Annotated in this window: 32 protein-coding genes; all 32 read right to left on the bottom strand. The window is 61.5% G+C overall.

Annotated features, from left to right (window positions below; translation table 11 throughout):
• Window positions 1–23: 23 nt before the first annotated feature.
• On the bottom strand, window positions 24–953 hold the full coding sequence (locus tag ACFFUC_RS08200) for a calcium-binding protein (protein WP_377685215.1): 930 nt from the start codon (window positions 951–953) through the stop codon (window positions 24–26).
• 64 nt (window positions 954–1,017) lie between these two features.
• The gene (locus ACFFUC_RS08205; protein ID WP_377685308.1) at window positions 1,018–1,782 is read right to left on the bottom strand and encodes an amino acid ABC transporter ATP-binding protein; all 765 of its coding nucleotides are present in this window, start codon (window positions 1,780–1,782) and stop codon (window positions 1,018–1,020) included.
• Window positions 1,783–1,803: 21 nt separating this feature from the next.
• Window positions 1,804–3,258 (bottom strand): ABC transporter permease subunit, encoded by a 1,455-nt coding sequence (locus ACFFUC_RS08210; protein ID WP_377685217.1) that lies wholly within the window; start codon window positions 3,256–3,258, stop codon window positions 1,804–1,806.
• Window position 3,259: 1 nt separating this feature from the next.
• A complete protein-coding gene (locus tag ACFFUC_RS08215; protein ID WP_377685218.1) occupies window positions 3,260–4,513 on the bottom strand; it encodes an amino acid ABC transporter permease in 1,254 nt (417 codons plus the stop codon).
• A 125-nt stretch (window positions 4,514–4,638) separates the two neighbouring features.
• Window positions 4,639–5,664 carry an amino acid ABC transporter substrate-binding protein gene (locus ACFFUC_RS08220; RefSeq protein ID WP_377685220.1) on the bottom strand — a complete coding sequence of 342 codons (1,026 nt, stop codon included), beginning with the start codon at window positions 5,662–5,664 and terminating at the stop codon, window positions 4,639–4,641.
• Window positions 5,665–5,816: 152 nt separating this feature from the next.
• Window positions 5,817–6,527 carry an ATP12 family chaperone protein gene (locus ACFFUC_RS08225; RefSeq protein ID WP_377685222.1) on the bottom strand — a complete coding sequence of 237 codons (711 nt, stop codon included), beginning with the start codon at window positions 6,525–6,527 and terminating at the stop codon, window positions 5,817–5,819.
• Window positions 6,520–7,179: an HAD-IA family hydrolase gene (locus tag ACFFUC_RS08230; RefSeq protein WP_377685224.1), complete on the bottom strand. Its 660-nt coding sequence runs from the start codon at window positions 7,177–7,179 to the stop codon at window positions 6,520–6,522. Before ACFFUC_RS08230 ends, ACFFUC_RS08225 begins: the two co-directional genes overlap by 8 nt.
• Before the next feature lie 24 nt (window positions 7,180–7,203).
• Window positions 7,204–8,265: an RluA family pseudouridine synthase gene (locus ACFFUC_RS08235; protein ID WP_377685226.1), complete on the bottom strand. Its 1,062-nt coding sequence runs from the start codon at window positions 8,263–8,265 to the stop codon at window positions 7,204–7,206.
• The gene (gene crcB / locus ACFFUC_RS08240) at window positions 8,262–8,636 is read right to left on the bottom strand and encodes a fluoride efflux transporter CrcB (protein ID WP_377685228.1); all 375 of its coding nucleotides are present in this window, start codon (window positions 8,634–8,636) and stop codon (window positions 8,262–8,264) included. Before crcB ends, ACFFUC_RS08235 begins: the two co-directional genes overlap by 4 nt.
• Window positions 8,633–9,961, bottom strand: a complete 1,329-nt coding sequence (locus ACFFUC_RS08245) for a replication-associated recombination protein A (RefSeq protein ID WP_377685230.1) — start codon at window positions 9,959–9,961, stop codon at window positions 8,633–8,635. Before ACFFUC_RS08245 ends, crcB begins: the two co-directional genes overlap by 4 nt.
• Before the next feature lie 62 nt (window positions 9,962–10,023).
• The gene (locus tag ACFFUC_RS08250; RefSeq protein WP_377685232.1) at window positions 10,024–10,614 is read right to left on the bottom strand and encodes an acyl-homoserine-lactone synthase; all 591 of its coding nucleotides are present in this window, start codon (window positions 10,612–10,614) and stop codon (window positions 10,024–10,026) included.
• 63 nt (window positions 10,615–10,677) lie between these two features.
• Entirely contained in the window at window positions 10,678–11,289 is a 612-nt protein-coding gene (locus ACFFUC_RS08255; protein ID WP_377685233.1) for an autoinducer binding domain-containing protein, read from the bottom strand.
• Window positions 11,290–11,590: 301 nt separating this feature from the next.
• Window positions 11,591–12,010, bottom strand: coding sequence for a 50S ribosomal protein L17 (gene rplQ / locus ACFFUC_RS08260; protein ID WP_377685235.1), 420 nt, complete (start codon window positions 12,008–12,010; stop codon window positions 11,591–11,593).
• Between the two features lie 153 nt (window positions 12,011–12,163).
• Window positions 12,164–13,180, bottom strand: coding sequence for a DNA-directed RNA polymerase subunit alpha (locus tag ACFFUC_RS08265; RefSeq protein WP_377685237.1), 1,017 nt, complete (start codon window positions 13,178–13,180; stop codon window positions 12,164–12,166).
• Between the two features lie 115 nt (window positions 13,181–13,295).
• A complete protein-coding gene (gene rpsK, locus ACFFUC_RS08270; RefSeq protein WP_020951858.1) occupies window positions 13,296–13,685 on the bottom strand; it encodes a 30S ribosomal protein S11 in 390 nt (129 codons plus the stop codon).
• 13 nt (window positions 13,686–13,698) lie between these two features.
• Window positions 13,699–14,067, bottom strand: coding sequence for a 30S ribosomal protein S13 (rpsM, locus tag ACFFUC_RS08275; protein WP_377685239.1), 369 nt, complete (start codon window positions 14,065–14,067; stop codon window positions 13,699–13,701).
• A 155-nt stretch (window positions 14,068–14,222) separates the two neighbouring features.
• Complete coding sequence (locus ACFFUC_RS08280; RefSeq protein WP_377685241.1) at window positions 14,223–14,888, bottom strand: adenylate kinase; 666 nt, start codon at window positions 14,886–14,888, stop codon at window positions 14,223–14,225.
• Window positions 14,889–14,919: 31 nt separating this feature from the next.
• On the bottom strand, window positions 14,920–16,290 hold the full coding sequence (gene secY, locus ACFFUC_RS08285) for a preprotein translocase subunit SecY (RefSeq protein WP_377685242.1): 1,371 nt from the start codon (window positions 16,288–16,290) through the stop codon (window positions 14,920–14,922).
• 103 nt (window positions 16,291–16,393) lie between these two features.
• Window positions 16,394–16,882 carry a 50S ribosomal protein L15 gene (gene rplO / locus ACFFUC_RS08290; protein WP_377685244.1) on the bottom strand — a complete coding sequence of 163 codons (489 nt, stop codon included), beginning with the start codon at window positions 16,880–16,882 and terminating at the stop codon, window positions 16,394–16,396.
• A 315-nt stretch (window positions 16,883–17,197) separates the two neighbouring features.
• Window positions 17,198–17,821 (bottom strand): hypothetical protein, encoded by a 624-nt coding sequence (locus ACFFUC_RS08295; protein ID WP_377685246.1) that lies wholly within the window; start codon window positions 17,819–17,821, stop codon window positions 17,198–17,200.
• Between the two features lie 254 nt (window positions 17,822–18,075).
• On the bottom strand, window positions 18,076–18,264 hold the full coding sequence (rpmD, locus tag ACFFUC_RS08300; RefSeq protein ID WP_294926022.1) for a 50S ribosomal protein L30: 189 nt from the start codon (window positions 18,262–18,264) through the stop codon (window positions 18,076–18,078).
• A gap of 11 nt (window positions 18,265–18,275) precedes the next feature.
• Window positions 18,276–18,845: a 30S ribosomal protein S5 gene (gene rpsE, locus ACFFUC_RS08305; protein ID WP_377685248.1), complete on the bottom strand. Its 570-nt coding sequence runs from the start codon at window positions 18,843–18,845 to the stop codon at window positions 18,276–18,278.
• 114 nt (window positions 18,846–18,959) lie between these two features.
• A complete protein-coding gene (gene rplR, locus ACFFUC_RS08310; RefSeq protein ID WP_377685250.1) occupies window positions 18,960–19,319 on the bottom strand; it encodes a 50S ribosomal protein L18 in 360 nt (119 codons plus the stop codon).
• A gap of 11 nt (window positions 19,320–19,330) precedes the next feature.
• A complete protein-coding gene (gene rplF, locus ACFFUC_RS08315) occupies window positions 19,331–19,864 on the bottom strand; it encodes a 50S ribosomal protein L6 (RefSeq protein WP_377685252.1) in 534 nt (177 codons plus the stop codon).
• Between the two features lie 12 nt (window positions 19,865–19,876).
• Window positions 19,877–20,275, bottom strand: coding sequence for a 30S ribosomal protein S8 (rpsH, locus tag ACFFUC_RS08320; RefSeq protein WP_377685254.1), 399 nt, complete (start codon window positions 20,273–20,275; stop codon window positions 19,877–19,879).
• A 10-nt stretch (window positions 20,276–20,285) separates the two neighbouring features.
• Window positions 20,286–20,591 carry a 30S ribosomal protein S14 gene (gene rpsN / locus ACFFUC_RS08325; RefSeq protein WP_312527394.1) on the bottom strand — a complete coding sequence of 102 codons (306 nt, stop codon included), beginning with the start codon at window positions 20,589–20,591 and terminating at the stop codon, window positions 20,286–20,288.
• Between the two features lie 17 nt (window positions 20,592–20,608).
• Window positions 20,609–21,169 carry a 50S ribosomal protein L5 gene (gene rplE, locus ACFFUC_RS08330; RefSeq protein WP_377685256.1) on the bottom strand — a complete coding sequence of 187 codons (561 nt, stop codon included), beginning with the start codon at window positions 21,167–21,169 and terminating at the stop codon, window positions 20,609–20,611.
• Complete coding sequence (gene rplX / locus ACFFUC_RS08335; RefSeq protein ID WP_377685258.1) at window positions 21,169–21,474, bottom strand: 50S ribosomal protein L24; 306 nt, start codon at window positions 21,472–21,474, stop codon at window positions 21,169–21,171. The genes rplE and rplX overlap by 1 nt, the downstream gene beginning before the upstream one ends.
• Window positions 21,474–21,842 (bottom strand): 50S ribosomal protein L14, encoded by a 369-nt coding sequence (rplN, locus tag ACFFUC_RS08340; protein WP_010400243.1) that lies wholly within the window; start codon window positions 21,840–21,842, stop codon window positions 21,474–21,476. Before rplN ends, rplX begins: the two co-directional genes overlap by 1 nt.
• Before the next feature lie 81 nt (window positions 21,843–21,923).
• Window positions 21,924–22,163 (bottom strand): 30S ribosomal protein S17, encoded by a 240-nt coding sequence (gene rpsQ, locus ACFFUC_RS08345; protein WP_377685261.1) that lies wholly within the window; start codon window positions 22,161–22,163, stop codon window positions 21,924–21,926.
• Between the two features lie 11 nt (window positions 22,164–22,174).
• Window positions 22,175–22,381, bottom strand: a complete 207-nt coding sequence (rpmC, locus tag ACFFUC_RS08350; protein WP_377685263.1) for a 50S ribosomal protein L29 — start codon at window positions 22,379–22,381, stop codon at window positions 22,175–22,177.
• Window positions 22,382–22,748: 367 nt separating this feature from the next.
• Window positions 22,749–23,597, bottom strand: a complete 849-nt coding sequence (locus tag ACFFUC_RS08355; protein WP_377685265.1) for a calcium-binding protein — start codon at window positions 23,595–23,597, stop codon at window positions 22,749–22,751.
• Between the last annotated feature and the right edge of the window lie 172 nt (window positions 23,598–23,769).

Raw genomic sequence — 23,769 nt, forward strand, 5'->3', positions numbered from 1 at the left:
TCGACCGACCGGCTGTGGCGCGATCAATTGCCGCCCGAGAGCCACGGCGGCTGCGGCGCATTGCCCTGGCTGATCAGGTTGACCGAGCGCACATTGCGCGTCTCGACATCGCGCAGAAGCGCCACATCGCGGCCGTCCAGCACCAGTCGGACATTGTCGCCGTCCTGCACCAGCTCGACCTCGCGGTCGCCGGCATAATCGTCGGGCAAAGCGATCTCGATGGAATCCTGACGGCCGTACTGGATATCGACCGGCCCCGAGGCATCGCCGCGCAGGACGTAAAGATCCGAGCCGCTGCCGCCGTCGATGCTGTCATAGCCGCCGGCATAGATCGTGTCGTTGCCGTCGCCACCCAGAAGCGTATCGGGCGCATCCGGATTGGAATCGTCGGGCGACCAGATCAGGTCGTCGCCACGGCCGCCATATGCATAGACCGTGCCGCCATTGTCATAGATCTCGTCATTGCCGCGCGGTTCGTAATCGTCATAGTCGATATGGTCGGGATCATCGTCGCCGAAGACGCGGTGCTCGCCTTCATTGGTAATGATGACGTCGCTGCCGCTGCCGCCGACGATCGTGTCGCTGCCCTCGTCCACGCCCGGATTATAGGCGCCGTAAAGGTCGTCGTCGCGGCCCAGATAGACCTCGTCATCCCCCGGCTGCGCGATGACGGTATCATCGCCGTAGCCCGTCCAGATCTGGTCGTTGCCGCCGCCGCCATCAACCAGATCGGCGCCGCCGGTGCCCTCGTCACCCTCGCCGTCCGACAAGATCGCCTCGTCTTCGGCGGTGCCGGTGATCGTGTCCTCGCCGTCCGAGCCCTGAATGACCGTGCGATCACCAAACAGATCGTCCGCATCATCGGGCCCGTGTGCATCGTCATTGCTCGACATCAACGACCCCAGCCCCGCGAGGCCCAGAACTCCGATGAGCAGGAATAACGTTTGGTTCATGTTTGTGCCTCCGTCAGCGTCGCTGCAAGATAGACCGGCCAAGGCGAAACAGGCAACAACCGGATCAATGCCCGAGGATCTGGCTGAGGAAAAGTTTCGTACGCTCGTTCTGGGGGTTGTTGAAGAAGGCGTTCGGCTCGTTTTCCTCGACGATCTGGCCCTGATCCATGAAGATCACCCGATGCGCCACCGCTTGGGCAAAGCCCATCTCGTGGGTGACACAAAGCATGGTCATGCCGTCTTCGGCCAGCTCGATCATCGTATCGAGCACCTCCTTGATCATCTCGGGATCAAGCGCCGAGGTCGGTTCGTCGAACAGCATGATGCGCGGCTGCATGCACAAGGACCGCGCGATTGCCACGCGCTGCTGCTGGCCGCCCGAAAGCTGGCCGGGGTATTTGTTGGCCTGTTCGGGGATGCGGACCTTTTCAAGGAAATGCATCGCGGTTTCCTCGGCCTGACGTTTGGGAACCTTGCGCACCCAGATCGGGGCAAGCGTGCAGTTCTCGAGCACGGTCAGATGCGGGAAGAGGTTGAAATGCTGGAAGACCATCCCGACCTCGGAGCGCACCTTGTCGATGTTTTTCAGGTCGCTGGTCAACTCGACCCCGTCAACGACGATCCGGCCGCGCTGATGCTCCTCGAGCCGGTTGATGCAGCGGATCAGCGTCGATTTGCCCGAGCCCGAAGGCCCCGCGATCACGATCCGCTCTCCTCGCGCGACATTGAGGTTGATGTCGCGCAAAACGTGGAACGTGCCGTACCACTTGTTCACATCCTGCATCTCGATCGCGAATTGGGCGGCGTGCGCCTCGGTCCGGTTCGGCATCTGGTCACTCATGGCGGCCCCCTAACGGCTGTCGCGCTTCAGCCGCCGCTCGAGATAGAGCGAATATCGCGACATGCCGAAGCAGAGGATGAAGAAGATCGCGCCCGCGAACAGATAGGGCTCCCAATAGGCCCCTTTCCATTCAAAGCTGGCGCGCACGGAATCCGACATGGCCTTGAGCGGGTCGTAAAGCCCGACGAAGGTCACGAGCGTCGTGTCTTTGAACATGCCGATGAAGGTCGACACGATCGAGGGGATCGCAACCTTCAACGCCTGCGGCAGGATGATCAGCCGTTGCGCCTTCCAATAGTCGAGGCCGAGCGCATTGGCGGCCTCGTATTGGCCGCGCGGCAAGGCGGCCAGACCGCCGCGCACGACCTCGGCCATATAGGCGGAAGCGAAGATCGTGACCATGACGATCACGCGCAGGATGATGTCGAACTGCACCTTGGGCGGCAGGAAGTAGTTCAGTAGCAGCGAGGCCACAAAGAGCATCCCGATCAGCGGCACGCCGCGGATGAACTCGATGAACATGATCGCGAGCATCTTGACCACCGGCAGGTTCGACTGGCGCGCCAGCGCAAGGATGACGCCTGCCGGCAGCGACATCGCGATCCCGGCGACACCGATGGTGATCGAGAGGACAAAGCCTCCGAACTGGGTCGAGGGGACACGCGGCAGCTCGAAGGGCAGCACACCGGCAAGCCAGCCGCCGACCGGCCCGTAGCCGAAGCCCCACCACAGCAGCGCGGCGACCACGCCGACCGCGAGCCCGATCAGCCCGAGCCGCGAGGCCAGCGCCCGCCAAACCGCAAAGCCGATCACGAAGCCCGCCAAAGCCATCAGCGGATACCAGATCGAGCCTCCCCACAACAGCCAGACCCCGATGAACGGATAGAGCAGCGTCGCGAGCAGCGCCCGGCGCGGCAGATATTCGATCAGCGCGACCCAAGCCACCAAGAGCACCGCAACGCCCGCGAGCTGCGGCCCGCTTGCGCCCATCAGCTGGCAACAGATGAAGGTCAGCACCGTCGCCACCGCCAGAACGATGCGCCGGATCCGCGTGCTGTCGGCAAAAAGCACCGGTGCGATGGCGAAGAACAAGAGCCCGAAGGCCAAAGTCGGGCGCCAGTACTCAAGGCGCGGGTAGAAGCCGAACAGGAACTGGTGCCAGCGGTGCTTGATCACCGCGAAACACGCGCCGCTCGCGTCCGGCCCCCAGCGCTCGGCGATGATGCGGCGGCACTCGGCCAGCGAATCCGCATTCCAGACCGCATGCAGGAGCCAAGGCCCGAATTGCGCGACGAGCAGCCAGACGGCCAACGCGCCAAGCACGGTCAGCGCGATATTGAGCGGCCCGGAGAACAGGTTCTCGCGCAGCCAGCCGATCACGCCGCTGTCGCGGGCCGGCGGGGCCTCGGGCGGCAGCATGGCGCTGCGCACGAACGGGATGGCGGGGGGCGGAGGCGTGCTCATCTCACCGCTCCTTCAGCTGGACGCGCTTGTAAAAGAGGTTCATCCCGCCCGAAATCAGCAGGCTCACCACCAGATAGATCAGCATCATCAGGATCATGCATTCCATCTCGCGGCCGGTCTGGTTCAGCGTCGTGCCGCCCAAAGTGCCGCGCAGATCCATATAGCCAACCGCAATCGCCAGAGAGCTGTTCTTGGTCAGGTTGAGATATTGCGAGATCAGCGGCGGGATGATCACCCGCAGCGCCTGCGGCAAAACCACCAGCGACATCGTGCGGCCGGGGCGCAGGCCAAGGGCGAAGGCGGCCTCTGACTGGCCCTTGCTCACGGCGGTGATCCCCGCACGCACCGCCTCGGCGATGAAGGCGGCGGTGTAAAGCGACAGCGCGATCAGCAAGACCACGAAGGAGTTGTCGAGGTTGGTCCCTCCGACGAAGTTGAAGCCCTTGAGCTCGGGCCGCACGACATGGAGGCCGTAATGCCAGGCCAAAGCGACGAACGGCAGGGTAAACAGCAGGATCTGCAGCCACCATGTCGCGGGACGGCTGCCGGTCCGGTCCTGCACCCGCGACGCCCAGCCCGCGATCAGATGGCGGATCACCAGCGCCGCGACCAGAACGCCCGCAAAGGCCAGCACCGCGATATTGATCCCCTCGCGACCGAAGGCAATCACCCCCGGATCATTGCTCAGCGCAAGCGACGGGATGGCGGTATAGCGGTTGGTCGGCGCGACCATATCGAACAGGATCATGCTCGCCGCCGGATTTTCGCCGCGATAGGCATTGGGCGCGGGCAGCACGTCGGTAAAGATCGCCAGAAAGATCAGGATCCACAAAAGCAGCGGAATGTTGAGGAAAATCTCGACATAGATCGTCATCAGCCGCGACACGAGCCAGTTCGACGACAGGCGCAAAACCCCGACGACCACGCCGATGACCGTCGCGAAAATGCAGCCGAAAAACGAGACCAGCAGCGTATTGAGCAGCCCCACCACCGCTGCCCGCAGATGGGTGTCGTCGGAGGTGTAGGGGATGAGATGCTGGGGGATGTCGTAGCCCGCGCGGCGGGACAGGAAATCGAAGCTGAATGTCTTTCCGGCGATCTCGAAGGCGATCACCGCATTGCGGATCAAGCCCGCGATCACCAGCATGACCAGAACAAAGACAACGACCTGAATGGTCATCGCTCGGTAATGCTGATCGTAAACCAGCATCGACAGACGGAAGGGCGGCCGCTCGGCCCCCGGATAATCGACCATTGTTTTCCCCTGTTTCCGGACCCCGGGCTTGTCACCCTTTGACGTATGGTCCGGCCTTGTCGTTGAAATCGGGCGCGCGTTGTGCCGCGCGCCCGCGGTCGTGGTTGTGGTCGTGGTCGGAACGATTACCGGAAGGGCATCGCGTACATCAGCCCGCCCTGGGTCCATTGCGCGTTCAGGCCGCGGGCCAGACCGATCGGGGTCTGCTCGCCGATGGTCGAAGCAAAGATCTCGCCATAGTTGCCGTTGGCCTTGATCGCGCGGCGCGCCCATTCGGCGTCAAGCCCGATCATCTTGCCGAGATCGTCGGTGGTCCCGAGCAGACGCTGGACTTCGGGGTTGGTCGCCGATTTGGCCAGCTCGTCGATATTGGCCGAGGTCACGCCGAATTCCTCGGCAGCCAGCAGCGCGTAAAGCGTCCAGCGGCCGATATCGCCCCAATTGTTGTCGCCGTGGCGCACCAGCGGGCCGAGCGGCTCTTTCGAGATGATCTCGGGCAGGATCACATGGTTCTCGGGATCGGCGAATGCCGCGCGCAGCGAAGCCAGGCCCGAAGCATCGGTGGTATAGGCGTCACATGCGCCCGCAAGATATTGCTGCTCGCCCTCCGAGCTCGTGTCGATATTGACCGGCTGGTAGGTGATGTTGTTGGCCTTGAAGTAATCGGCGAGGTTCATCTCGGTCGTGGTGCCGGTCTGCACGCAGATCGTCGCCCCGTCGAGTTCCTTGGCCGAGCTGACCCCCAGCTCCTTGCGGACCATGAAGCCCTGCCCGTCGTAGTAGTTCACGCCGAGGAAATCGAACTTCAGCTCGGTGTCGCGCTGGAAGGTCCATGTAGTGTTGCGCGCCAGAACATCGACCTCGCCCGAGGCAAGCGCGGTGAACCGCGTCTGTCCGGTCAACGGGACGAATTTCACCTTGGTCGCGTCACCCAGCACAGCCGCCGCGATCGCCTTGCAGAAAGCGATGTCGAAGCCCGTCCAGTTGCCGTTGGAATCCGGCGCGGCAAAGCCCACAAGACCGGTATGGACGCCGCAGTTCAGCGCGCCGCGGCCCTGAACCTCTTTCAGCGTATCGCCCTCGGCCGCGAAGCTGCCGCCGGCAGCCATGACGGCCGCACCCAGGGTTCCGATAAATAGCGATTTCCTCATGGAATTCCTCTCTGCTGTACCACATGGCCGATATGGGATCGGCAACGCTTTGGCGGACCGTTGGCCGGTCCCTTGACGGGTCGAATTGGAAAAACCCCTGACAGCAATAGTGCGCATCAGGGGCTAGTCGTCAAGGATTTAGCGGATTTGTCTTAGGGGCGCGACAGGTGCCAAAGCCGCTCTGCCAGCTCCATCGCGGCCAGCCGCGCCTCGGCGGCCTCGTCGGCATCCTCGTCGCGGCCCCATTGCTCGGCCTGATAGTCCTCGTCGATCCGCGAGAGCGCATAGGCCTCGCGCGCGCTCAGCCGGCCCTCGATCACCGCAAGGCCGAGCACCAGCGAACCGGGAAGCGTCACGAGATCATGGATCGCGGTCAGCCCGAAGACATCGAGCGCGCCCAGCCGCGCGCGCAAACGCGCCAGCGCAGCCCCGTCCTGCGCCACCGGAATGACGCCCTGCGTCACGGCCAAAGGCGCATCGAGGTGATCGCGCGACCAGTCGATCAGCGGGTCCCATCCCGCCACCTGACGCCCGACCAGATCGGCCGGCCCCTCGGCGCGGTAGGACAAGAGATCGGTCCCGCCATATTCGCCAAGCATATCGGCCACCGCGTCGAATTGCGGCCCGACCTTTTCGATGGCGGAATTGGCGGCGCGGGTCAGAGGCATGGCCTCGGGGTTGATGACATCCTCTTGCGCGTCCCATTCAAGCGCCACGGCCTGCGCCAAAGCCTCGGTCGGCAGGATCAGGGCATGTTTGCCGGGCGTGCGCAGCGGGCGCTCGTCAAGATAGATCGTCCAGCCCTGCCCCTCGGGACGCGGGTTCGCGGCTTTCCAGAAGCGGCGCGCTTTCCATTCACTCATCTGCCCACTCCAGCAGCGATTGCAGCAAGGCCGGATAATCCGGCGCGATCAAACGGGCACCCGCGTCAAGCAGGGCCGCATCGGGGTGATAGCCCCAGCCGACACCGAAACCCGCGACACCGGCGGCACGCGCCATCTCCATATCGAAGCTGGTATCGCCGATCATGACGGCATCGCGCGCGTCGAGGCCGCTCTCGGAGAGGATGGTCTCGATCATCGAGGGATGCGGTTTCGAGGGGTGGTCGTCGGCGGTCTGGGTGCTGAAGAACAGCTTTTGCCAGCCATGCGCCTCGATCATCGCATTCAGCCCGCGCCGCGCCTTGCCGGTGGCAATCGCCAGCAGCAGATCGTCGCGCGCCGCGAGAACGCGCAAAGCCTCTTCCGCGCCGGGGTAAAGCGGCGCGGTTTCCTGAAGGCGCGCCTCGTGGAAGGCGCCGCGATAGCCGTCGACCACGGCGGCCTGCTGTTCGGGCGAGGCCCCGGGGACGAGCTCGGCCACCGCAATCGCCAGCGAGAGGCCGACGATGGAGAGGATCTTGTCGCGCGGCAGTTCGGGCAGGCCCGCGTGCGTCATGCCCGCATTCATCGAGCGGACGATCAGCGACTGGCTGTCGACCAAAGTCCCGTCAACGTCGAAAATCACGACCTTCATGCACGGCCTCCCGAAATCCGGAGCTTATTCGTCATCACTGAACGGATCGGCGGGCACGTCGTTTTCATGCCAGCCCACGGTCTTCCACGTCCGCGCCATATGCTCGGGCAGCGGCGCGACAACCGTGACCATCTTCTTGGTGATCGGATGTTCGAAGGTGATCTGGCGGGCATGCAGATGCAGCTTGCGGCTGATGTCGCCACCAAGTTGCGAGCCCCAGCCGTCGCCGAGGTTCTCCTGCCCCGAGCCGCCGTATTTGCCGTCGCCGACAATCGGATGGCCGAGCTCGGCCATATGGGCGCGCAGCTGGTGGGTGCGGCCGGTGATCGGCGACAGCGCGACCCAGGATGCACGGCTGCCCAGCATGGAAAGCACCGCGTAATCGCTATGGGCGCGTTTCGCGCCTTCGGTGGTCTGGACCTCCGAGGGATGGACGCAGACCATCTTCTCGCCCTCGCCCATGCGGCCGCGCCCTGGTGCCTTGACCAGACCGTATTTGATCGAGCCCATGCGCGGATTGGGCACACCTGCAACCACCGCCCAATAGATCTTGCGGGTGTTGCGGTGGCGGAAACCTTCCGAAAGCGCACGCGCGACACGGTCGGTCCGCGCCAGCAAAAGGACGCCCGACGTATCCTTGTCGAGACGGTGTACCAGTTTCGGGCGATCCTTGAAGCCGAACATCAGCGCCGTGGTCAGCCCGTCGACGTGACGCTCGCCCTGACCGCTGCCGCCCTGCGAGGGCAGACCCGCGGGCTTGTTGAGCGCGATGATATGCTCGTCCTTGAAGATGACCGCATTCTGGATCATCGCGACATCGGCCGCGCTGATGTTCTTGCCCACCGGACGCTCGGCGCGGGCCCGCTCGACCTCGGAGGCGTCGGGAAGCGGCGGAATGCGCACCTCCTGACCGACCTCGATACGCGAGCTGGCCTTGACCCGACCGCCGTCGACACGGATCTGGCCCGTGCGGCACATCTTTTCGACATTGCCCTGCGTCAGCTGCGGGAACCGCTTTTTCAGCCAGCGGTCAAGGCGCTGCTCGCCCTCGTCCGCGCCGATCCGAACCGTCTGAACCCCACTCATGCGATTACCGCCCGTCCTAATAAGAGGCCGCAAAACACCGCGATCAGCGCGCCTGCGACAGAAAAAATGATGTAACCCGCAGCAAGCCCGGGCTGTCCACGCTCCCATAGGGTCAGCGCATCCAGAGAGAAAGCCGAAAAGGTCGTGAAGCCGCCCAGCACGCCCGTCAGAAGAAACGGTGCCGCGCCATGAGCCCCCCGATCGACAAGGATCGCCGCCAGCAACCCCATCACGAAAGAGCCCGCGATATTGACGAAAAGCGTGCCGATCGGCAAGCCCGGAAACACGCGGAGCGCGATCACATTCACGCCGTAACGGGCCGATGCGCCGATCGCACCGCCCAAAGCGACCTGCAAAAGCGGGGCAGTCATGTCTTGTCCGATCCGCGCCGCTTCGAGCGCAACCCCGAAAACCACTCGACCCGCTTTTTCAGCTCGCGTTCGAAACCGCGCTCGACCGGCGCGTAAAGCACGGGTCGCTTCATGTCGTCGGGGAAGTAGTTCTGCCCAGAAAAGCCGTCCTCGGCGTCATGGTCATAGGCATAGCCCGCGCCGTAGCCCTGCGTCTTCATCAGATCGGTCGGCGCGTTGAGGATATGGGCGGGCGGCATCTGGCTGCCCGAGCGCCGCGCCAGATCGCGCGCAGCCTTGTAGGCGACATAGCCGGCATTCGATTTCGGCGCGAGCGCGAGATAGATCACGGCCTGCGCCAATGCGAGCTCGCCCTCGGGAGAGCCGATGCGCTCGTAGGTTTCCCACGCGTGCAGGGCATGGGTCTGGGCCTGCGGATCGGCAAGCCCGATATCCTCGACCGCCATGCGCACCAGACGACGCGCCAGAAAACGCGGATCCTCGCCGCCTTCGAGCATGCGCGCGAACCAGTAAAGCGCCGCATCGGGATCCGAGCCGCGCACCGATTTATGAAGCGCGGAGATCAGGTTGTAATGCTCGTCTCCCGACTTGTCGTATTTCGCGGCCCGCCGCATCAGGCGCTTGGACAAGGCTTCGGGGTCGAGTTTGCCGGTGACTTTCCACGACAGGACCTGCTCGATCAGATTGAGCGCGGCGCGTCCGTCGCCGTCGGCCATCTCGAGCAGACGCTCGCGCGCGATTGCGGTCAGCGGAAGGGCGCGGCCCGTCTCCTGCTCGGCGCGTTGCGCGAGCCTTTCGAGATCGGCAAGGCTGAGCCGGTCGAGAATGACGACCTGCGCCCGCGACAGAAGCGCCGCGTTCAGCTCGAAACTGGGGTTTTCGGTGGTGGCTCCGACCAGCATGATCGTGCCGTCTTCCATATGGGGCAGGAAGCTGTCCTGCTGCGCCTTGTTGAAACGGTGGATCTCGTCGACGAAAAGCAGCGTGCCGCGGCCCTGCTCGAACCGCAGCTTGGCCGCGTCAAAGACTTTGCGCAGATCGGCAACGCCGCTGAAGATCGCCGAGATCTGGACGAAGGCGCGCTCGGTCTCTTGCGCGAGCAGCCGCGCGATCGTGGTCTTGCCCACGCCCGGCGGCCCCCAAAGGATCAACGAGGACAGGCTTCCCGCGGCAAGCATCGCGCCGAGCGGCCCTTCGGGACCAAGCAGCTTTTCCTGTCCGACGACATCGGAAAGGCGCGCCGGCCGGATGCGATCCGCCAGCGGCCTGTTCGCAGGCCGAGCCACCGGGGCACCGTCCTGCGTATTGTCAAACAAATCAGCCATTCGGGCGACACATTACGCCGCCCGAGGATTTGGCGAAAGCCCTTGCGCTTGGGGCAAAGGGCTTAGTGCAGCTTGGCGGCGAGGTTGATTGAGATGCACTGGAAATACCCGTCATCAATCCACATTTCACGACCTATCGCCTGCGCATCAAGCCCCGTCGGCGTCAACCAACGCGGCCAGGTCGCGGCAACAAGAGCAACCAGACGGGTCGCGCCGAGGGCACGCGCCGAGGCGCTCATTTCCTGAACAAGATGTTTGTGAACGCGGCGGCGCTGCGATTGCGGGGTGTTGTGATCGACAAAGAGGCGGCTTGCCTCCCATGTCCCCGCGTCAACCGGCGCGTCTGCGTACAAAAGGTCCGCAGGAATGGATCCCCCCAGCAGGCCGGCCTGGGCATCCTTGATCATGTAGGAATACATCCCGCACCGCGCGGTCGAAGGCGTCAGACGCACCCCCGCGTAAACACGGCCCAAATCGTGAATCGCCACCCATCTGCTCATCGGGGTGTCGTATTGGTCAAACTCCATGTCATCCGTCTGGGGAAGGTCCCAGTTTTTCTGGATAATGAACGACTGTTTCCTTGCCCGAAATACGTTGGCAAACAGTTCGCCGTGGTTGTGAAGGTTCGAATACGAAAGCGTGGTGGTCTGCATTGCTGTCTCCTGGGGTGCTGGTCATTTTGGCCCCAGGGCATACACGGACGATCGGGCGTCGCCCTACAGAAGACGGTATTCCTTGGCCCGCTGCAAAGCCTCCGCCGTGGTACGGGCCATCAGGCGTTCCCGCGCCGAGATGAGCCGTGCTTTGAAGGCGCTTTCAGTGATGCCAAGTTTCGCAGCCGCTGCTGCATGACGATCCCCTTCCGCGATACACCGAAGGGCCTCTTGCTGAGCCTTGGTTAGGCTCTCCGGCGGCTCGGTAATCTCATGGAGCCGCCAAAGCGTAGCCGAGATCGTCTCGATCTCGTCATCCGTGAATTCCCGCTTGTTATGCGTAAAGCATGCAATGGTTCGCGATTGCATCGGCCCATGCGACACCGCAAGCCCGTAGGCGAGCCCGTGATCGGCAGCATCCTGCAGAATCGAGAATGGGTCCGGCACCGGAAGCACGCTCCAACGGCAGGTCCCCGTCGTCGAGAACCCCCAAGCGATGGTCGGATCCCGAAGCGCATAGGCGCGCTCGGAATAGCGTTGCGACCACTCCTCCGGATAGGTTTGGAACTGCATCAAAGGTGCAGCAAAACGGATATGGAGCCCAATGAAGTAGCCCGTAGGCGAGAACTTCTTGAGCTTCTGGAGTGCTGCGTTGATTTCTGCGCGTGAGGACATGTCGCTTTAGACAGATTGAACCGACAAAGGGAGAGGATTAGTAGAATATAGGGGCAGTCTAGCCTGATTTTTCTTAAGAAGTCTAGAACGCTACGTCTTTTCCATGACTCGGCATGCGAAAATTAATGCCGCATGCGCCCATGCCGCAACTATGCGGTTTTTGCCCCGAAAACACCCGAAACGACACCGATTGGCGCGCTTCGCGTCAATTCCGCGGCCAAGCTCAAATAGAGATAAGAAAAGGCCCCGGACAATGAAGTCCGGGACCTGCTCACATTGCCGTTACCGGCAAGGTCTTTGATTATTCTTCAGCAGCAGCTTCTGCTTCGAGGCGTGCACGGTCTGCTGCGCCTTTTGCCGAGGTGTCGCGCTCGACGAATTCGATGATCGCCATCGGCGCCATGTCGCCGTAGCGGAAGCCGGCTTTCAGGATGCGGACATAGCCACCCTGACGCTCTTTGTAGCGCGGGCCGAGGATTTCGAACAGGCGCGCAACATACTGGTCCTGCTTGAGCTGGGCAGCAGCCTGACGACGGGCGTGCAGATCGCCGCGTTTCGCCAGCGTGATCAGCTTCTCGATGATCGGGCGGAGTTCTTTGGCTTTCGGCAGAGTCGTTTTGATCTGCTCGTGCTCGATGAGCGAGCCAGCCATGTTTGCGAACATCGCCTTGCGGTGTTCGTGGGTACGGTTCAGACGGCGGTAACCGCGAGCGTGACGCATGATAATCTCCTATGACGTCTTTTCTTTGTCCGGCAACCCATGCGTGGCGGGTCGCTCTCCTTGGGGCGGATGCCCAGTCGTAATGGGCCCGGGGGCCCGCAATTTGGTGAGGCGGGGTATAACCCCGCCCCTCCGAAATGAAAACCAGCTAAATCAGAACTGGTCGTCGAAGCGCTTTGCCAGATCTTCGATGTTTTCCGGCGGCCAATCCACGACATCCATCCCGAGATGCAGACCCATGCCCGAAAGCACTTCCTTGATCTCGTTGAGCGATTTGCGGCCGAAGTTCGGGGTGCGCAGCATCTCGGCTTCGGTCTTCTGGATGAGATCGCCGATATAGACGATGTTGTCGTTCTTGAGGCAGTTTGCCGAACGGACCGACAGCTCCAGCTCGTCAACCTTCTTGAGCAGGCGCGGGTCGAATTCGAGACCGTCGTCTGCGTCTTTCTGGTTGGCCGATTCGGGCTCTTCGAAGTTCACGAAGACCGACAACTGGTCCTGGATGATGCGGGCAGCGTAAGCCACCGCGTCTTCCGGGGTCAGCGAACCATCGGTTTCGACTTTCATCGTCAGCTTGTCGTAGTCGAGAACCTGACCTTCGCGGGTCGGGGTGACTTCGTAGCTGACGCGCTTGACCGGCGAGAAGATCGCATCGATCGGAATCAGGCCGATCGGCGCATCTTCCGGACGGTTCTTGTCGGCAGCAACATAGCCCTTGCCGTTCTGGACGGTCAGCTCCATGCGCAGCTCTGCACCCTCGTCGAGGTGGCAGATGATGTGGTCGCGGTTCAGGATGGTGATGCCTGCGGTCTCGGTGATGTCACCGGCGCGGACTTCGCCCGGGCCTTTTGCGGTCAGCGCAAGGCGTTTCGGGGTGTCGACATCCATCTTCAGGGTCACGCCCTTCAGGTTCAGGACGATATCGGTAACGTCTTCACGGACGCCCGGAACCGACGAGAACTCGTGCAGGACATTGTCGATTTGTACCGAGGTGATCGCGGCGCCTTGCAGCGACGACATCAGCACACGGCGCAGCGCGTTGCCAAGGGTCAGACCGAAGCCACGCTCCAGCGGCTCGGCGACGACGGTGGCGACACGGGTCGCGTCCGCGCCGGCCTTGACGTCCAGCTGCGTCGGTTTGATCAGCTCAGCCCAATTCTTATGGATCATGCGTTTGCCTCCATACCTGTCTCCTGCCCATGTCCAGTAGCAGGAAACGCCCGAGGTGAAATGCGAAACGGCGCCCCGCGTCTTCCGATGCAGGGCGCTGAAATTTTGTCAGATCTTAGACGCGGCGGCGCTTGGGCGGACGGCAGCCGTTGTGTGCGATCGGGCTCACGTCACGGATAGCCGTGATGTTGAAGCCGACAGCAGCCAGAGCGCGCAGAGCCGATTCACGACCCGAACCCGGACCTTGAACTTCGACTTCCAGCGTGCGGACGCCATGCTCTTGTGCCTTGCGGCCAGCATCTTCAGCAGCCATCTGCGCAGCGTAAGGCGTGGATTTACGCGAGCCTTTGAAGCCCATCGTACCAGCCGACGACCACGAGATCGCGTTGCCCTGAACGTCGGAGATCAGGATCTTGGTGTTGTTGAAGGAGCTGTTAACATGCGCCACGCCGGTGGCGATGTTTTTGCGCTCTTTGCGCTTAATGCGGGTCTTATCGCGTGCCATTGTTCAGCTCCCCTTACTTCTTCTTGCCAGCGATCGGCTTCGCCGGGCCCTTGCGGGTGCGGGCATTGGTATGGGTGCGCTGACCGCGGACCGGAAGGCCGCGACGGTGACGCAGACCACGATACGAACCCAGGTCCATCATGCGTTTGATGTTCATCTGGGTTTCGCGGCGCAGGTCGCCCTCAACCGTCAGGTTTGCGTCGATGTATTCGCGGATCTGCAGAACTTCCGCATCCGAGAGATCATTGACACGACGGGTCGGATCGATGCCGACAGCTTCGATGATTTGCGAAGCAAACATCGGGCCGATGCCGTGGATATAGGTCAGAGCGATGGGGACGCGTTTCCCCGTCGGAATGTTTACGCCAGCAATACGAGCCACGCGTTTTCCTTTTCACGTTGCGGTTCCGTTGTACCGGAACCTTTTTTCACAACCAAAGACCCGAAAGCACTGCCTCCGGGCCCTTAACCGGCCATTCACAAAAGCGAATGATTCTCATACGAGATGCTGCGGAGTATAGGATTCGCAGTCAAGCGTCAAGAGTTTGACGCCCGTTTGTCAAGAACCGCGGTGATCGCGGCGGATACCTCGTCCATCTCGGCCAGGCCGTCCACGGTGCTGAGCATGTGGAGGGCGTAGTAATAGCCGATCAGCGGCGAGGTCTTCTTGTAATATTCCAGAAGACGGGTCTTCAGGCTTTCCTCGTTGTCGTCGGCGCGACGACGCAGATCGGTCGAACCGCAAACATCACAGACACCGGCGACTTTCGTCGGCTTGGTGTCGTCGTGATAGACTTCGCCGCAATTGCCGCAGGTGTAGCGGCCGGTAATGCGGGCGACGAGTGCTTCGTCGTCCACACGCATCTCGATCACGGCGTCGATCTTCCGGCCCATGCCTTCCATCAGCTTGCCCAGAGCATCCGCCTGGGGAAGCGTGCGCGGGAAGCCGTCGAAGATGAAGCCGGCCGCATCGCCGCCTTCGAGCTTCTCACGGATGAGGCCGATGACGATCTCGTCCGTGACCAGCTGGCCTTTGTCCATGACTTCGGCGACGCGCTTGCCCATCTCGGTCCCCGAACTGCGGGCGGCGCGAAGCATGTCGCCGGTGGACAGCTGGACAAGCCCCCTGCCCTCTTCCAGACGACGCGCCTGAGTGCCTTTTCCAGCGCCCGGAGGGCCAAGCAGGATGATATTGATCGCCATCGGTCAGATGTCCCCTTCTACTACAATCTCTTCAGCGCCGTGCCGGAGCTTTTTTCGGACGGGGTTCACCCGCTTTGCGCTTGCCGCGCAGCTGCGACTTCTCGATCAGACCCTCGTATTGATGGGCGAGCAAGTGGCTTTGAACCTGGTTGATCGTGTCCATAACTACGCTGACAACGATCAGAACCGAAGTTCCACCAAAGTAGAACGGAATCGCAAGCTGGTGGCGAATGATTTCCGGCAGAAGACAGACGAAAGCAAGATAGGCCGCACCCAGAACCAGCACGCGATTAACGACATAGGTCAGATAATCCTCGGTGCGTTTGCCCGGACGGATCCCCGGAATGAAGCCGCCCTGATTCTTGAGGTTGTCGGCGACTTCCTCGGTCTTGAAGGCGACGTTATGGGTGTAGAAATAGGCGAAGAACACGATCATCGCGGTGAAGAACAGCAGGTAAAGCGGCTGCCCCGGACCGAAGTAGGCAAGGATCGTCGACATCACCGGACCGGTCTGGTTGCCCGAAAAGGTCGAGATGGTGACCGGCAGCAGCAAAAGCGAGCTTGCGAAGATCGCCGGAATGACGCCTGCGGGGTTGACCTTGATCGGCAGGTGCGAAGACTGGCCGTCATAGATCTTCATGCCGACCTGGCGGCGCGGATACTGGATGTGGATCTTGCGGAGCGCGCGCTCCATGAAGACCACGAAAGCGACGACGGCGATGATCATGACCATCACGCCCAGAATGACCGGCGTGGAGATCGCACCCGTGCGGCCCTGCGCAAGGAATTGCGCCAGATGGCTCGGGATTTCGGCGACGATGCCGACGAAGATGATCAGCGAGATGCCGTTGCCGATGCCGCGGGCGGTGATCTGCTCGCCCAGCCACATCAGGAACATCGTACCGCCGACCAGCGTGATCACGACCGATGCGAGGAAGAACATGCCCGGCGTATGGGCCAGACCGCCGCTTTGCAGGCTGACTGCAAGGCCCCATGCCTGGAAGAAGGCCAGCACGACCGTCGCATAACGGGTGTATTGGTTGATCTTTTTGCGGCCCTGCTCGCCCTCTTTCTTGATCTGCTCCAGCGCAGGAACCATCGAGGACAGCAACTGGACGATAATCGAGGCCGAGATATAGGGCATGATGCCGAGGGCGAAGACGCCCATACGGCTCAGCGCGCCGCCGGTGAACATCGACAAGATGCCCCCCAGACCCGCCTGAGCGCCCTCCATGAAGTTGCGAAGGGCGCCACCATCGATCCCCGGCACCGGGATATAGGTCCCGAGACGGTAGATGATCAGCAGGCCGATGGTGAACCAGATCCTCTGGCGAAGTTCGGTAGCCTTTCCGAACGTCCCCCAAGAGAAGTTCGCGGCCATCTGTTCTGCGGCTGACGCCATTTCTTGCCCCATTCATGGCTGCGCCGCCGGAGGGTTTCCCCATCCCGCGGCGCATGGAAAACTAGAATGCTATCTATGGGGCCGCGGAGCCCCAATCAACAGCTTATTCAGCTGCCGCTTCTTCGGCTTTCACCGGACGGGTCAGCGTGACCTTGCCGCCAAGCTTTTCGATCGCTTCGACAGCGGTCTTCGACGCGCCTGCAACGGTCAGGTTCAGGGCGGCTTTCAGCTCGCCTTTCGCCAGAACGCGGACGCCGTCCAGTTTGCGACGGATGCAGCCCGATGCAACCAGCAGCTCTTCGGTCACGGCAGCTTTCGCATCGAGCTTGCCCGCGTCGATGAACTGCTGGATCTGGCCCAGGTTCACAACGGCGAATTCAAGACGATTCGGCTTGCTGAAGCCGCGCTTCGGCAGGCGGCGGTACAGCGGCATTTGGCCGCCTTCGTAACCGTTCAGTGCGACGCCCGAACGCGAGGTCTGACCCTTGATACCACGGCCGGCGGTTTTACCCTTGCCCGAGCCCGGACCACGTGCAACGCGCTTTTTCTTGCGGTTGGCGCCTTCGTTGTCGCGAATTTCATGAAGTTTCATAACGCTTCTCCTTGCCGGAATCGTCCCTTGAAGCGTAGCGAGGACGGACACGGCTTTTTTGCTTGTTGAATTATGCCTCAAAGGCATCCGGTCCTTTAGCCAAGCAAAGCCGCGAGGTCAAGGGAAAGCAACACCCCCACCCTGCGGACCCAAGCCCGAAAGCACCCTTTGCGCGCGTCACGCAGCCAAAGAGGCGCCGCCTTTTCTGCTGCGCATCAGCGGGAGCGCACATGTCACCTCCATCGGATAGCGCTCGACTGTCAGCCAGCAATGAAAAGCACCGCCCAAGCGGCGCGGCTTTTTTTGACTGGATCGTTAAAAGGCAAGCCAGGTGCCCAGCTTGATCGCCTCCTCCCCCTGTCCCGTTACCGGCGCGACGAATCCCATCTCGATCTGGGCCGGCCCCGGCGCGTCGTAGACGGTCGAGATCGCGAGACTGCCAGAAAAGCCGGTATCGTCACGCTGCTCGAGACGCAGCTGGTTGATCAGCATCAGCGAATCGCGGGGACGAAACCCGAGTGTCACCTCGGCCTTGCCGGATTTCTCGGGCGTGAGGTAGGTCGTCTCGTAAGTCACCCACCCCTGCCTGACCCGCGCGGTCTCGAATGTGCCGGTGACGCGGAAGCTCGCCTCGGCGCTGATCCATCCGCCGCCCGGCAAAGCCTCGATCCCGCGGCCCCAACCGGCCTTTATCTGGCCCAAAGGCGTATAGACCCCGTCCCGCTCGACCGCGCCCAGACCCGCCGAAACAGCAAAGCGATTCGTCCATTCCGGCTTGTCGAGCGTGGTCTGCAGCCACATCAGCGCTGTCGTCTCGCCCTGATCGGTATAGCCGAGCTCGACCCCGAGCGTTTTGCGCGGTCCCAGACCATATTCGCCGTAGAGACTGCTATAGGTACTGCCCGCGCGGTCGTGCTCCGCCGAGAGGGACAGAAACACCTCCCCCTCCTCACGCGCCCAAGGTCCGGCCTCGCCCCCTTGCACGAACAGCAAGAGACCGACCAGCCATAGCCAGTACCGACAGCCGAGCACCCTTCGCCCCTTTCCCAAGACAGTCCCGCAAAGGCGAGATTAGGGTCGAGACCTTACCAAATGTTTAACGCGGCCATTCAGCCACCCAGCTTGGGCGGCAGACAAAAGGAAACGCCCCGAGGTCTCCCCCGGGGCGTTTCCCAAAGTCCTGGCTGAGGAAATCAGCCGCGCTCTTCGATGATGGTCACGAGATGCGGGATCTTGTTGACCATGCCGCGGACGGCCGGAGTATCTTCCAGCTCGCGGGTGCGGTTCATCTTGTTCAGGCCAAGGCCTTTCAGCGTTTCGCGCTGAACGGCCGGGCGACGGATCGGCGAACCGATCTGCTTGACGACGATGGTTTTAGCCATGAGCCCTCTCCTTACGCTTCGACAGCGGCTTCAGCAGCCGGCTTGTCGGTGGACGGAAGAATGTCAGCAACCTTCTTGCCGCGACGCTGAGCGACGCTGCGCGGGCTGGTTTCTGCTTTCAGAGCGTCCAAGGTGGCGCGGATCATGTTGTAGGGGTTCTGCGAGCCGAGCGATTTCGCAACGACGTCCTGAACACCCAACATTTCGAACACAGCGCGCATCGGACCACCGGCGATGATACCGGTACCGGCCGGAGCCGTACGCATCACGACTTTACCAGCGCCATGACGGCCCTCGATGTCGTGGTGCAGCGTGCGGCCGTCACGCAGCGGAACGCGGATAAGATTGCGTTTCGCTTGCTCGGTCGCCTTGCGGATCGCCTCGGGCACTTCTTTCGCTTTGCCCTTGCCGAAGCCGACGCGGCCACGCTGATCGCCGACAACGACCAAAGCAGCAAAGCCGAAGCGCTTACCACCCTTGACGGTTTTCGACACACGGTTGATCGCGACAAGGCGATCCTGGAATTCCGGAGTTTCCTCGCGCTCTTCGCGGCGGGGCCGGCGGTTCTCACGTTCTGCCATAAGGCATTCCTTCTAAGGTAGGCACGCTTGGCGCCATTAGATCCGATCCAGGTGGGCGCTCGACGGATCGGGCGCCCCCGGATCATCGGGGTGACGTTGCCGCCACCCACATGATTAGAACTTCAGGCCGCCTTCGCGAGCTGCATCGGCAAGAGCTTTCACCTTGCCGTGGAACAGGAAGCCACCACGGTCGAAGATAACTTCTTCCACGCCGGCTTTCTTTGCACGCTCCGCGATCGCCGCGCCGATTTTGGCAGCAGCTTCGACGTTGTTCTTGCCGACCACGCCGAGATCTTTCTCGAGCGACGAGGCCGAAGCCAGCGTAACGCCCTTCACGTCGTCGATCAGCTGAACGCTGATGTTCTTGGACGAACGAAAAACGGACAGACGCGGACGCCCGTCGTTGATCGAACGCAGTTTGTTCCGCACGCGCAGGCGGCGCTTCAGGAACAGCTCTCTTTTGTTCAGTGCCATTTTCGCGCCCCTTACTTCTTCTTGCCTTCCTTACGGAAGACGACTTCACCCTTGTAGCGAATACCTTTGCCCTTGTAGGGCTCGGGCTTACGCCACTCACGGATGTTCGCCGCAACCTGACCGACGACCTGCTGATCGATACCTTCGATCACGATCTCGGTTTGCTTCGGTGCGGTGATCGTCACCCCGTCAGGAGTTTCGAAGTTAACGTCGTGCGAATAGCCCAACTGGAGCTTCAGGGTCTTGCCCTGCATCGAGGCGCGGTAACCCACACCCTGAATTTCAAGCTCTTTCTTGAAGCCTTCGCTCACGCCGACGGTCAGATTTTCGACCATCGAACGGACCATGCCCCACTGCTGACGTGCACGCTTCGAGAGACCACGGGGGGTCACTTTCACGGCGCCGTCTTCCAGCGACAGGGTCACATCGTCGGAAGCGACGAAGTTGCGGGTGCCTTTCGGACCTTTGACTTCGATCGACTGACCTTTGATTTCCGCAGTCACGCCTTTCGGGAGGGCGACCGGTTTTTTACCAATCCGAGACATAATATCCCCTCCTTAGAACACGGTGCAGAGAACTTCGCCGCCAACATTGGCATTGCGAGCTGCTGCATCCGTCATGACGCCTTTCGGCGTGGACACGATCGAAATGCCGAGGCCGTTGCGGACCTGCGGGATTTCCTTGACCGAAGCGTAAACGCGGCGGCCGGGCTTCGAAACGCGAGCGAGCTCGCGAATGACCGGCTGACCTTCGTAGTATTTCAGGCCGATTTCGAGTTCGGCATGGCCGGCCTCGTTGGTGACGGCTTCGTAACCACGGATGTAGCCTTCAGCCTTCAGCACGTCGAGCACCCAAGCACGAATCTTGGAAGCGGGAGTGCGGACGGTAGACTTGCCGCGCATCTGCGAGTTGCGGATACGGGTCAGCATATCGCCGATAGGATCGTTGATCGACATAAGTTGCCCCTTACCAGCTCGATTTGACCATGCCGGGGATCTGACCGAACGAGCCGAGCTCGCGCAGCATGATCCGCGACAGTTTCAGTTTACGGTAATACGCATGCGGACGACCGGTCAGTTGGCACCGGTTGTGCAGACGCGTCGCCGAAGAGTTGCGCGGCAGTTCAGCCAATTTCAGGCTGGCCTTGAAGCGCTCGTCGACCGGCAGGGACTGGTCATGAATGATCGCGTTCAGCGCCGCACGCTTTTCGGCGTACTGGGCGACAAGACGCTCACGCTTTTTCTCGCGCTCGACCATGGATTTTTTAGCCATATCTTTTACCTCCGCGATCAGCTGTTGAAGGGCATGTTGAAATGCTTCAACAGCGCTTTCGCTTCCGCGTCGGTCTTCGCGGTGGTGCAGATGATGATGTCCATGCCCAGAACTTCGTCGACCTTGTCGAAGTTGATTTCCGGGAAAACGATCTGTTCTTTCAGACCCATGGCGTAGTTGCCACGGCCGTCGAACGAGGTGCCTTTCACGCCGCGGAAGTCGCGGACGCGGGGCAGCGCGATGTTGATCAGGCGATCAAAGAATTCGTACATGCGGTCGCCACGAAGGGTAACCTTCGCACCGAGCGGCATTTCTTCACGAACGCGGAAGCCGGCGATCGACTTCTTCGCATGGGTGATGACAGCTTTCTGACCAGCGATCAGCGACAGCTCTTCAGCGCCCTGTTTCACTTTTTTGGTGTCTTTGACTGCTTCACCAATGCCCATGTTCAGGACGATTTTGTCCAGACGCGGGAGCTGCATGGCGTTCTTGTAGCCGAATTCTTCCATCAGCGCAGCGCGGATCGTGTCCTTGTACTGCTGCTTCAGGCGCGGGGTGTAGGTTGCTTGGTCCAGCATCAGATCGCATCCCCAGTGGTCTTGGCGAAACGGACCTTCTGATCGCCTTCCATGCGGAAGCCGACGCGGGTCGCTTTGCCGTTTTTGTCCATCAGAGCCAGGTTCGACAGATCGATCGGCATCGCTTTCGAGACGCGGCCGCCCTGCGTGGTCTGGGTCTGGCGCTGGTGACGGATCGCGATGTTCACGCCATCCACAACCGCTTTGTTCACTTGCGGGAACACGGCGGTGATTTCACCCTGCTTGCCTTTGTCCTTGCCGGCCAGCACGACGACTTTGTCGCCTTTTTTAAGCTTGGCAGCCATTACAGCACCTCCGGCGCAAGCGAGATGATCTTCATGAAGTTCTTTGCGCGAAGTTCACGAACGACCGGCCCGAAAATACGCGTACCGACCGGCTCACCCTGGTTGTTCAGGATGACGGCAGCATTGCGGTCAAAGCGGATCGAGGTTCCGTCTTCACGTTTCACTTCTTTGGCGGTGCGCACGACGACGGCCTTGCGGACGTCACCTTTCTTCACGCGGCCGCGCGGGATGGCTTCCTTGACGGAAACGACAATAATGTCGCCCACCGACGCATAGCGACGGTGCGAACCACCCAGGACCTTGATGCACTGAACTCGGCGAGCGCCGGAGTTATCAGCAACATCCAGATTGGTCTGCATCTGGATCATTAGGTTTCTCCCGACCTTTGGGGTTTATGACGCCCCAGGGTTTCGATCATAGCTGATCGGTTAAAAGCTGGTTACGCTTGCTTACGAAGCGTCGCCGGTCAGAACCGTCCAGCGCTTGGTCTTCGAAATCGGAGCACATTCTTCAATGCGAACAACGTCACCGATTTTGAATTGGTTGTGCTCGTCGTGAGCGCGATATTTCTTCGAGCTACGGACGATTTTGTGCAGCACCGGGTGCTTGAAGCGGCGCTCGACGAGGACGGTGATCGTCTGCTCGTTCTTGTCGCCGGTCACCTTGCCTTGCAGGATACGTTTAGGCATGGGAGAGCTCCTTAGTTCGACGCAGCGGCTTCCGCCGCTTTCTGGTTCAGGATGGTCATGACACGAGCGGTGTCGCGACGGACCGCGCGCATGCGCGCAGTGCTCTCGAGCTGGCCGGTAGCGGCTTGGAAGCGCAGGTTGAATGCTTCCTTTTTCAGCGCGATCAGCTGTTCACGCAGCTGTTCGGGCGTCTTCGTCGACAGTTCTTGCGCTTTCATGCGCCTGTTCCTTTCAACATCACCGGAGGGCTCCTGAAACTAGCAGGGCCACCCTGATTCCGGTGGAGCTTCACAATAGAAGCCCTGCCCATACAGTTGATCCCCAGCAAACACAAGGTGTTTCTTGGGAACGAGGCACGGACAAGGACCGTCCGACGCTAAGCCACAAAGCGGTCAGAGAGCGAAAGCCCTAATTCGGCAACCGCATGAAACGGACGGCGAATGTGACATTATCGCCCGAAGAACCCGCGCAATCCGGCCGGCTGCAAGAGCTTCGACCCGCAACCGTTCACCCCTAGGCGATCCGGCCGTCAGGGCCGCGCGCGAGGGGAATCGCCCCTCACCGGCCTCCTGCGAGACCCGGAGCCTAGACCGCACGCCCCACGATCTCGATATCGCTTTCCTGGAACCCGCTTGGCCCCCGTCCAACCAGAGCGACCGAAACCGCCAGTCCCGTTGGATGATCGGGATGCGTGTAGCGGAAGACGATTTCCAGATAGCCTGTGCCTGCAGCCGAAGTGATCTCGTAGCCCGTATAGAGGGCGTCGCCGGCCAAGGTGCTCGGATCGACGATCAGGCGGTCGCTGCCGCTGGTGAAGTCCGAAATGATGGCCGCATGCGGATGCCCCATGGTCATCGGGTCCTCGAAAGGCGCACCGTCGGAATTGGGGCGAAGCACGAACTCGAAGCGATCGTTCCCCTCTCCGCCCGTGAGCCAACGCACGTCGGATCCGGTGTAATCGGCGCTGGGTGTCGCACCGGTGATAAGGATATGATCGTCATCTTCGCCAAGATCTACACCGAGACCGTGGCCGGGATCGGTAAGCAGGACCGTGTCGTTGCCGGTACCGGTGCCGATGGCAACCTCCTCGCCACCTTCCAGTGTCACGAGGTCATCACCCTCACCGGCCGTGATCGTCACATCGTGATAGTTGCCGCCTTCGAGGCTGTCGTCTCCCGCGCCGAGATCAACCATGACGTCGTTCAGGTCATCCACCGCGACAAGATCATCACCGCCTCGTGTGCCAAGTGTCCCGTCTTCGTCCGCGCTTGGATCATAGTGGTCGATGACATCGTCACCTTCGCCACCTTCATTCGGCGGCTGCGGCGTCGCGGTATCCACTCCGGCGTTGTCGTTATCATCATCGAAGATGCTGATCAGGGCCCCGATGCCCAGAGCGCCGAAGAAAAGCAGTGCAAATGCTGTCGGTGTCAAAGCTGAGGCCCTCCCGATTAATCTCGAGCGAGTATTGCCAAAGCGGAATCACCGGCAAAGCCGGCTGTACGCTAGGCAGCGCATTCCTCAATGATGTTGCGGCGCCACCACGCTTTGCCTCGTGCATGGCCTGTGATCATGAGGCCACGCCATGCGCCGCGCGCGAAAAGAA

The organism is Paracoccus cavernae, assembly GCF_042430175.1.
Lineage (GTDB): Bacteria > Pseudomonadota > Alphaproteobacteria > Rhodobacterales > Rhodobacteraceae > Paracoccus > Paracoccus cavernae.

Bases quoted from the DNA above. Each gene is read 5' to 3' on its own strand.
- secY (WP_377685242.1), bottom strand. From the start codon at position 16,290: ATGGCGTCAGCCGCAGAACAGATGGCCGCGAACTTCTCTTGGGGGACG.
- rplR (WP_377685250.1), bottom strand. From the start codon at position 19,319: ATGGCACTGAACAAAAGAGAGCTGTTCCTGAAGCGCCGCCTGCGCGTG.
- ACFFUC_RS08210 (WP_377685217.1), bottom strand. From the start codon at position 3,258: ATGAGCACGCCTCCGCCCCCCGCCATCCCGTTCGTGCGCAGCGCCATG.
- ACFFUC_RS08255 (WP_377685233.1), bottom strand. From the start codon at position 11,289: ATGTCCTCACGCGCAGAAATCAACGCAGCACTCCAGAAGCTCAAGAAG.
- crcB (WP_377685228.1), bottom strand. From the start codon at position 8,636: ATGACTGCCCCGCTTTTGCAGGTCGCTTTGGGCGGTGCGATCGGCGCA.
- rplN (WP_010400243.1), bottom strand. From the start codon at position 21,842: ATGATCCAGATGCAGACCAATCTGGATGTTGCTGATAACTCCGGCGCT.
- ACFFUC_RS08265 (WP_377685237.1), bottom strand. From the start codon at position 13,180: ATGATCCATAAGAATTGGGCTGAGCTGATCAAACCGACGCAGCTGGAC.
- ACFFUC_RS08245 (WP_377685230.1), bottom strand. From the start codon at position 9,961: ATGGCTGATTTGTTTGACAATACGCAGGACGGTGCCCCGGTGGCTCGG.
- rplX (WP_377685258.1), bottom strand. From the start codon at position 21,474: ATGGCTGCCAAGCTTAAAAAAGGCGACAAAGTCGTCGTGCTGGCCGGC.
- rplF (WP_377685252.1), bottom strand. From the start codon at position 19,864: ATGTCTCGGATTGGTAAAAAACCGGTCGCCCTCCCGAAAGGCGTGACT.
- rplE (WP_377685256.1), bottom strand. From the start codon at position 21,169: ATGCTGGACCAAGCAACCTACACCCCGCGCCTGAAGCAGCAGTACAAG.
- ACFFUC_RS08235 (WP_377685226.1), bottom strand. From the start codon at position 8,265: ATGAGTGGGGTTCAGACGGTTCGGATCGGCGCGGACGAGGGCGAGCAG.
- rpsK (WP_020951858.1), bottom strand. From the start codon at position 13,685: ATGGCACGCGATAAGACCCGCATTAAGCGCAAAGAGCGCAAAAACATC.
- ACFFUC_RS08250 (WP_377685232.1), bottom strand. From the start codon at position 10,614: ATGCAGACCACCACGCTTTCGTATTCGAACCTTCACAACCACGGCGAA.
- rpmD (WP_294926022.1), bottom strand. From the start codon at position 18,264: ATGGCTAAAACCATCGTCGTCAAGCAGATCGGTTCGCCGATCCGTCGC.
- ACFFUC_RS08205 (WP_377685308.1), bottom strand. From the start codon at position 1,782: ATGCCGAACCGGACCGAGGCGCACGCCGCCCAATTCGCGATCGAGATG.
- ACFFUC_RS08220 (WP_377685220.1), bottom strand. From the start codon at position 5,664: ATGAGGAAATCGCTATTTATCGGAACCCTGGGTGCGGCCGTCATGGCT.
- rpsE (WP_377685248.1), bottom strand. From the start codon at position 18,845: ATGGCAGAACGTGAGAACCGCCGGCCCCGCCGCGAAGAGCGCGAGGAA.
- ACFFUC_RS08200 (WP_377685215.1), bottom strand. From the start codon at position 953: ATGAACCAAACGTTATTCCTGCTCATCGGAGTTCTGGGCCTCGCGGGG.
- rpsH (WP_377685254.1), bottom strand. From the start codon at position 20,275: ATGTCGATCAACGATCCTATCGGCGATATGCTGACCCGTATCCGCAAC.
- ACFFUC_RS08280 (WP_377685241.1), bottom strand. From the start codon at position 14,888: ATGGCGATCAATATCATCCTGCTTGGCCCTCCGGGCGCTGGAAAAGGC.
- rpsQ (WP_377685261.1), bottom strand. From the start codon at position 22,163: ATGCCTAAACGTATCCTGCAAGGCAAGGTGACCGGCGACAAGAACGAG.
- ACFFUC_RS08225 (WP_377685222.1), bottom strand. From the start codon at position 6,527: ATGAGTGAATGGAAAGCGCGCCGCTTCTGGAAAGCCGCGAACCCGCGT.
- ACFFUC_RS08230 (WP_377685224.1), bottom strand. From the start codon at position 7,179: ATGAAGGTCGTGATTTTCGACGTTGACGGGACTTTGGTCGACAGCCAG.
- rpmC (WP_377685263.1), bottom strand. From the start codon at position 22,381: ATGAAAGCGCAAGAACTGTCGACGAAGACGCCCGAACAGCTGCGTGAA.
- rpsN (WP_312527394.1), bottom strand. From the start codon at position 20,591: ATGGCTAAAAAATCCATGGTCGAGCGCGAGAAAAAGCGTGAGCGTCTT.
- ACFFUC_RS08215 (WP_377685218.1), bottom strand. From the start codon at position 4,513: ATGGTCGATTATCCGGGGGCCGAGCGGCCGCCCTTCCGTCTGTCGATG.
- rplQ (WP_377685235.1), bottom strand. From the start codon at position 12,010: ATGCGTCACGCTCGCGGTTACCGCCGTCTGAACCGTACCCACGAACAC.
- rplO (WP_377685244.1), bottom strand. From the start codon at position 16,882: ATGAAACTTCATGAAATTCGCGACAACGAAGGCGCCAACCGCAAGAAA.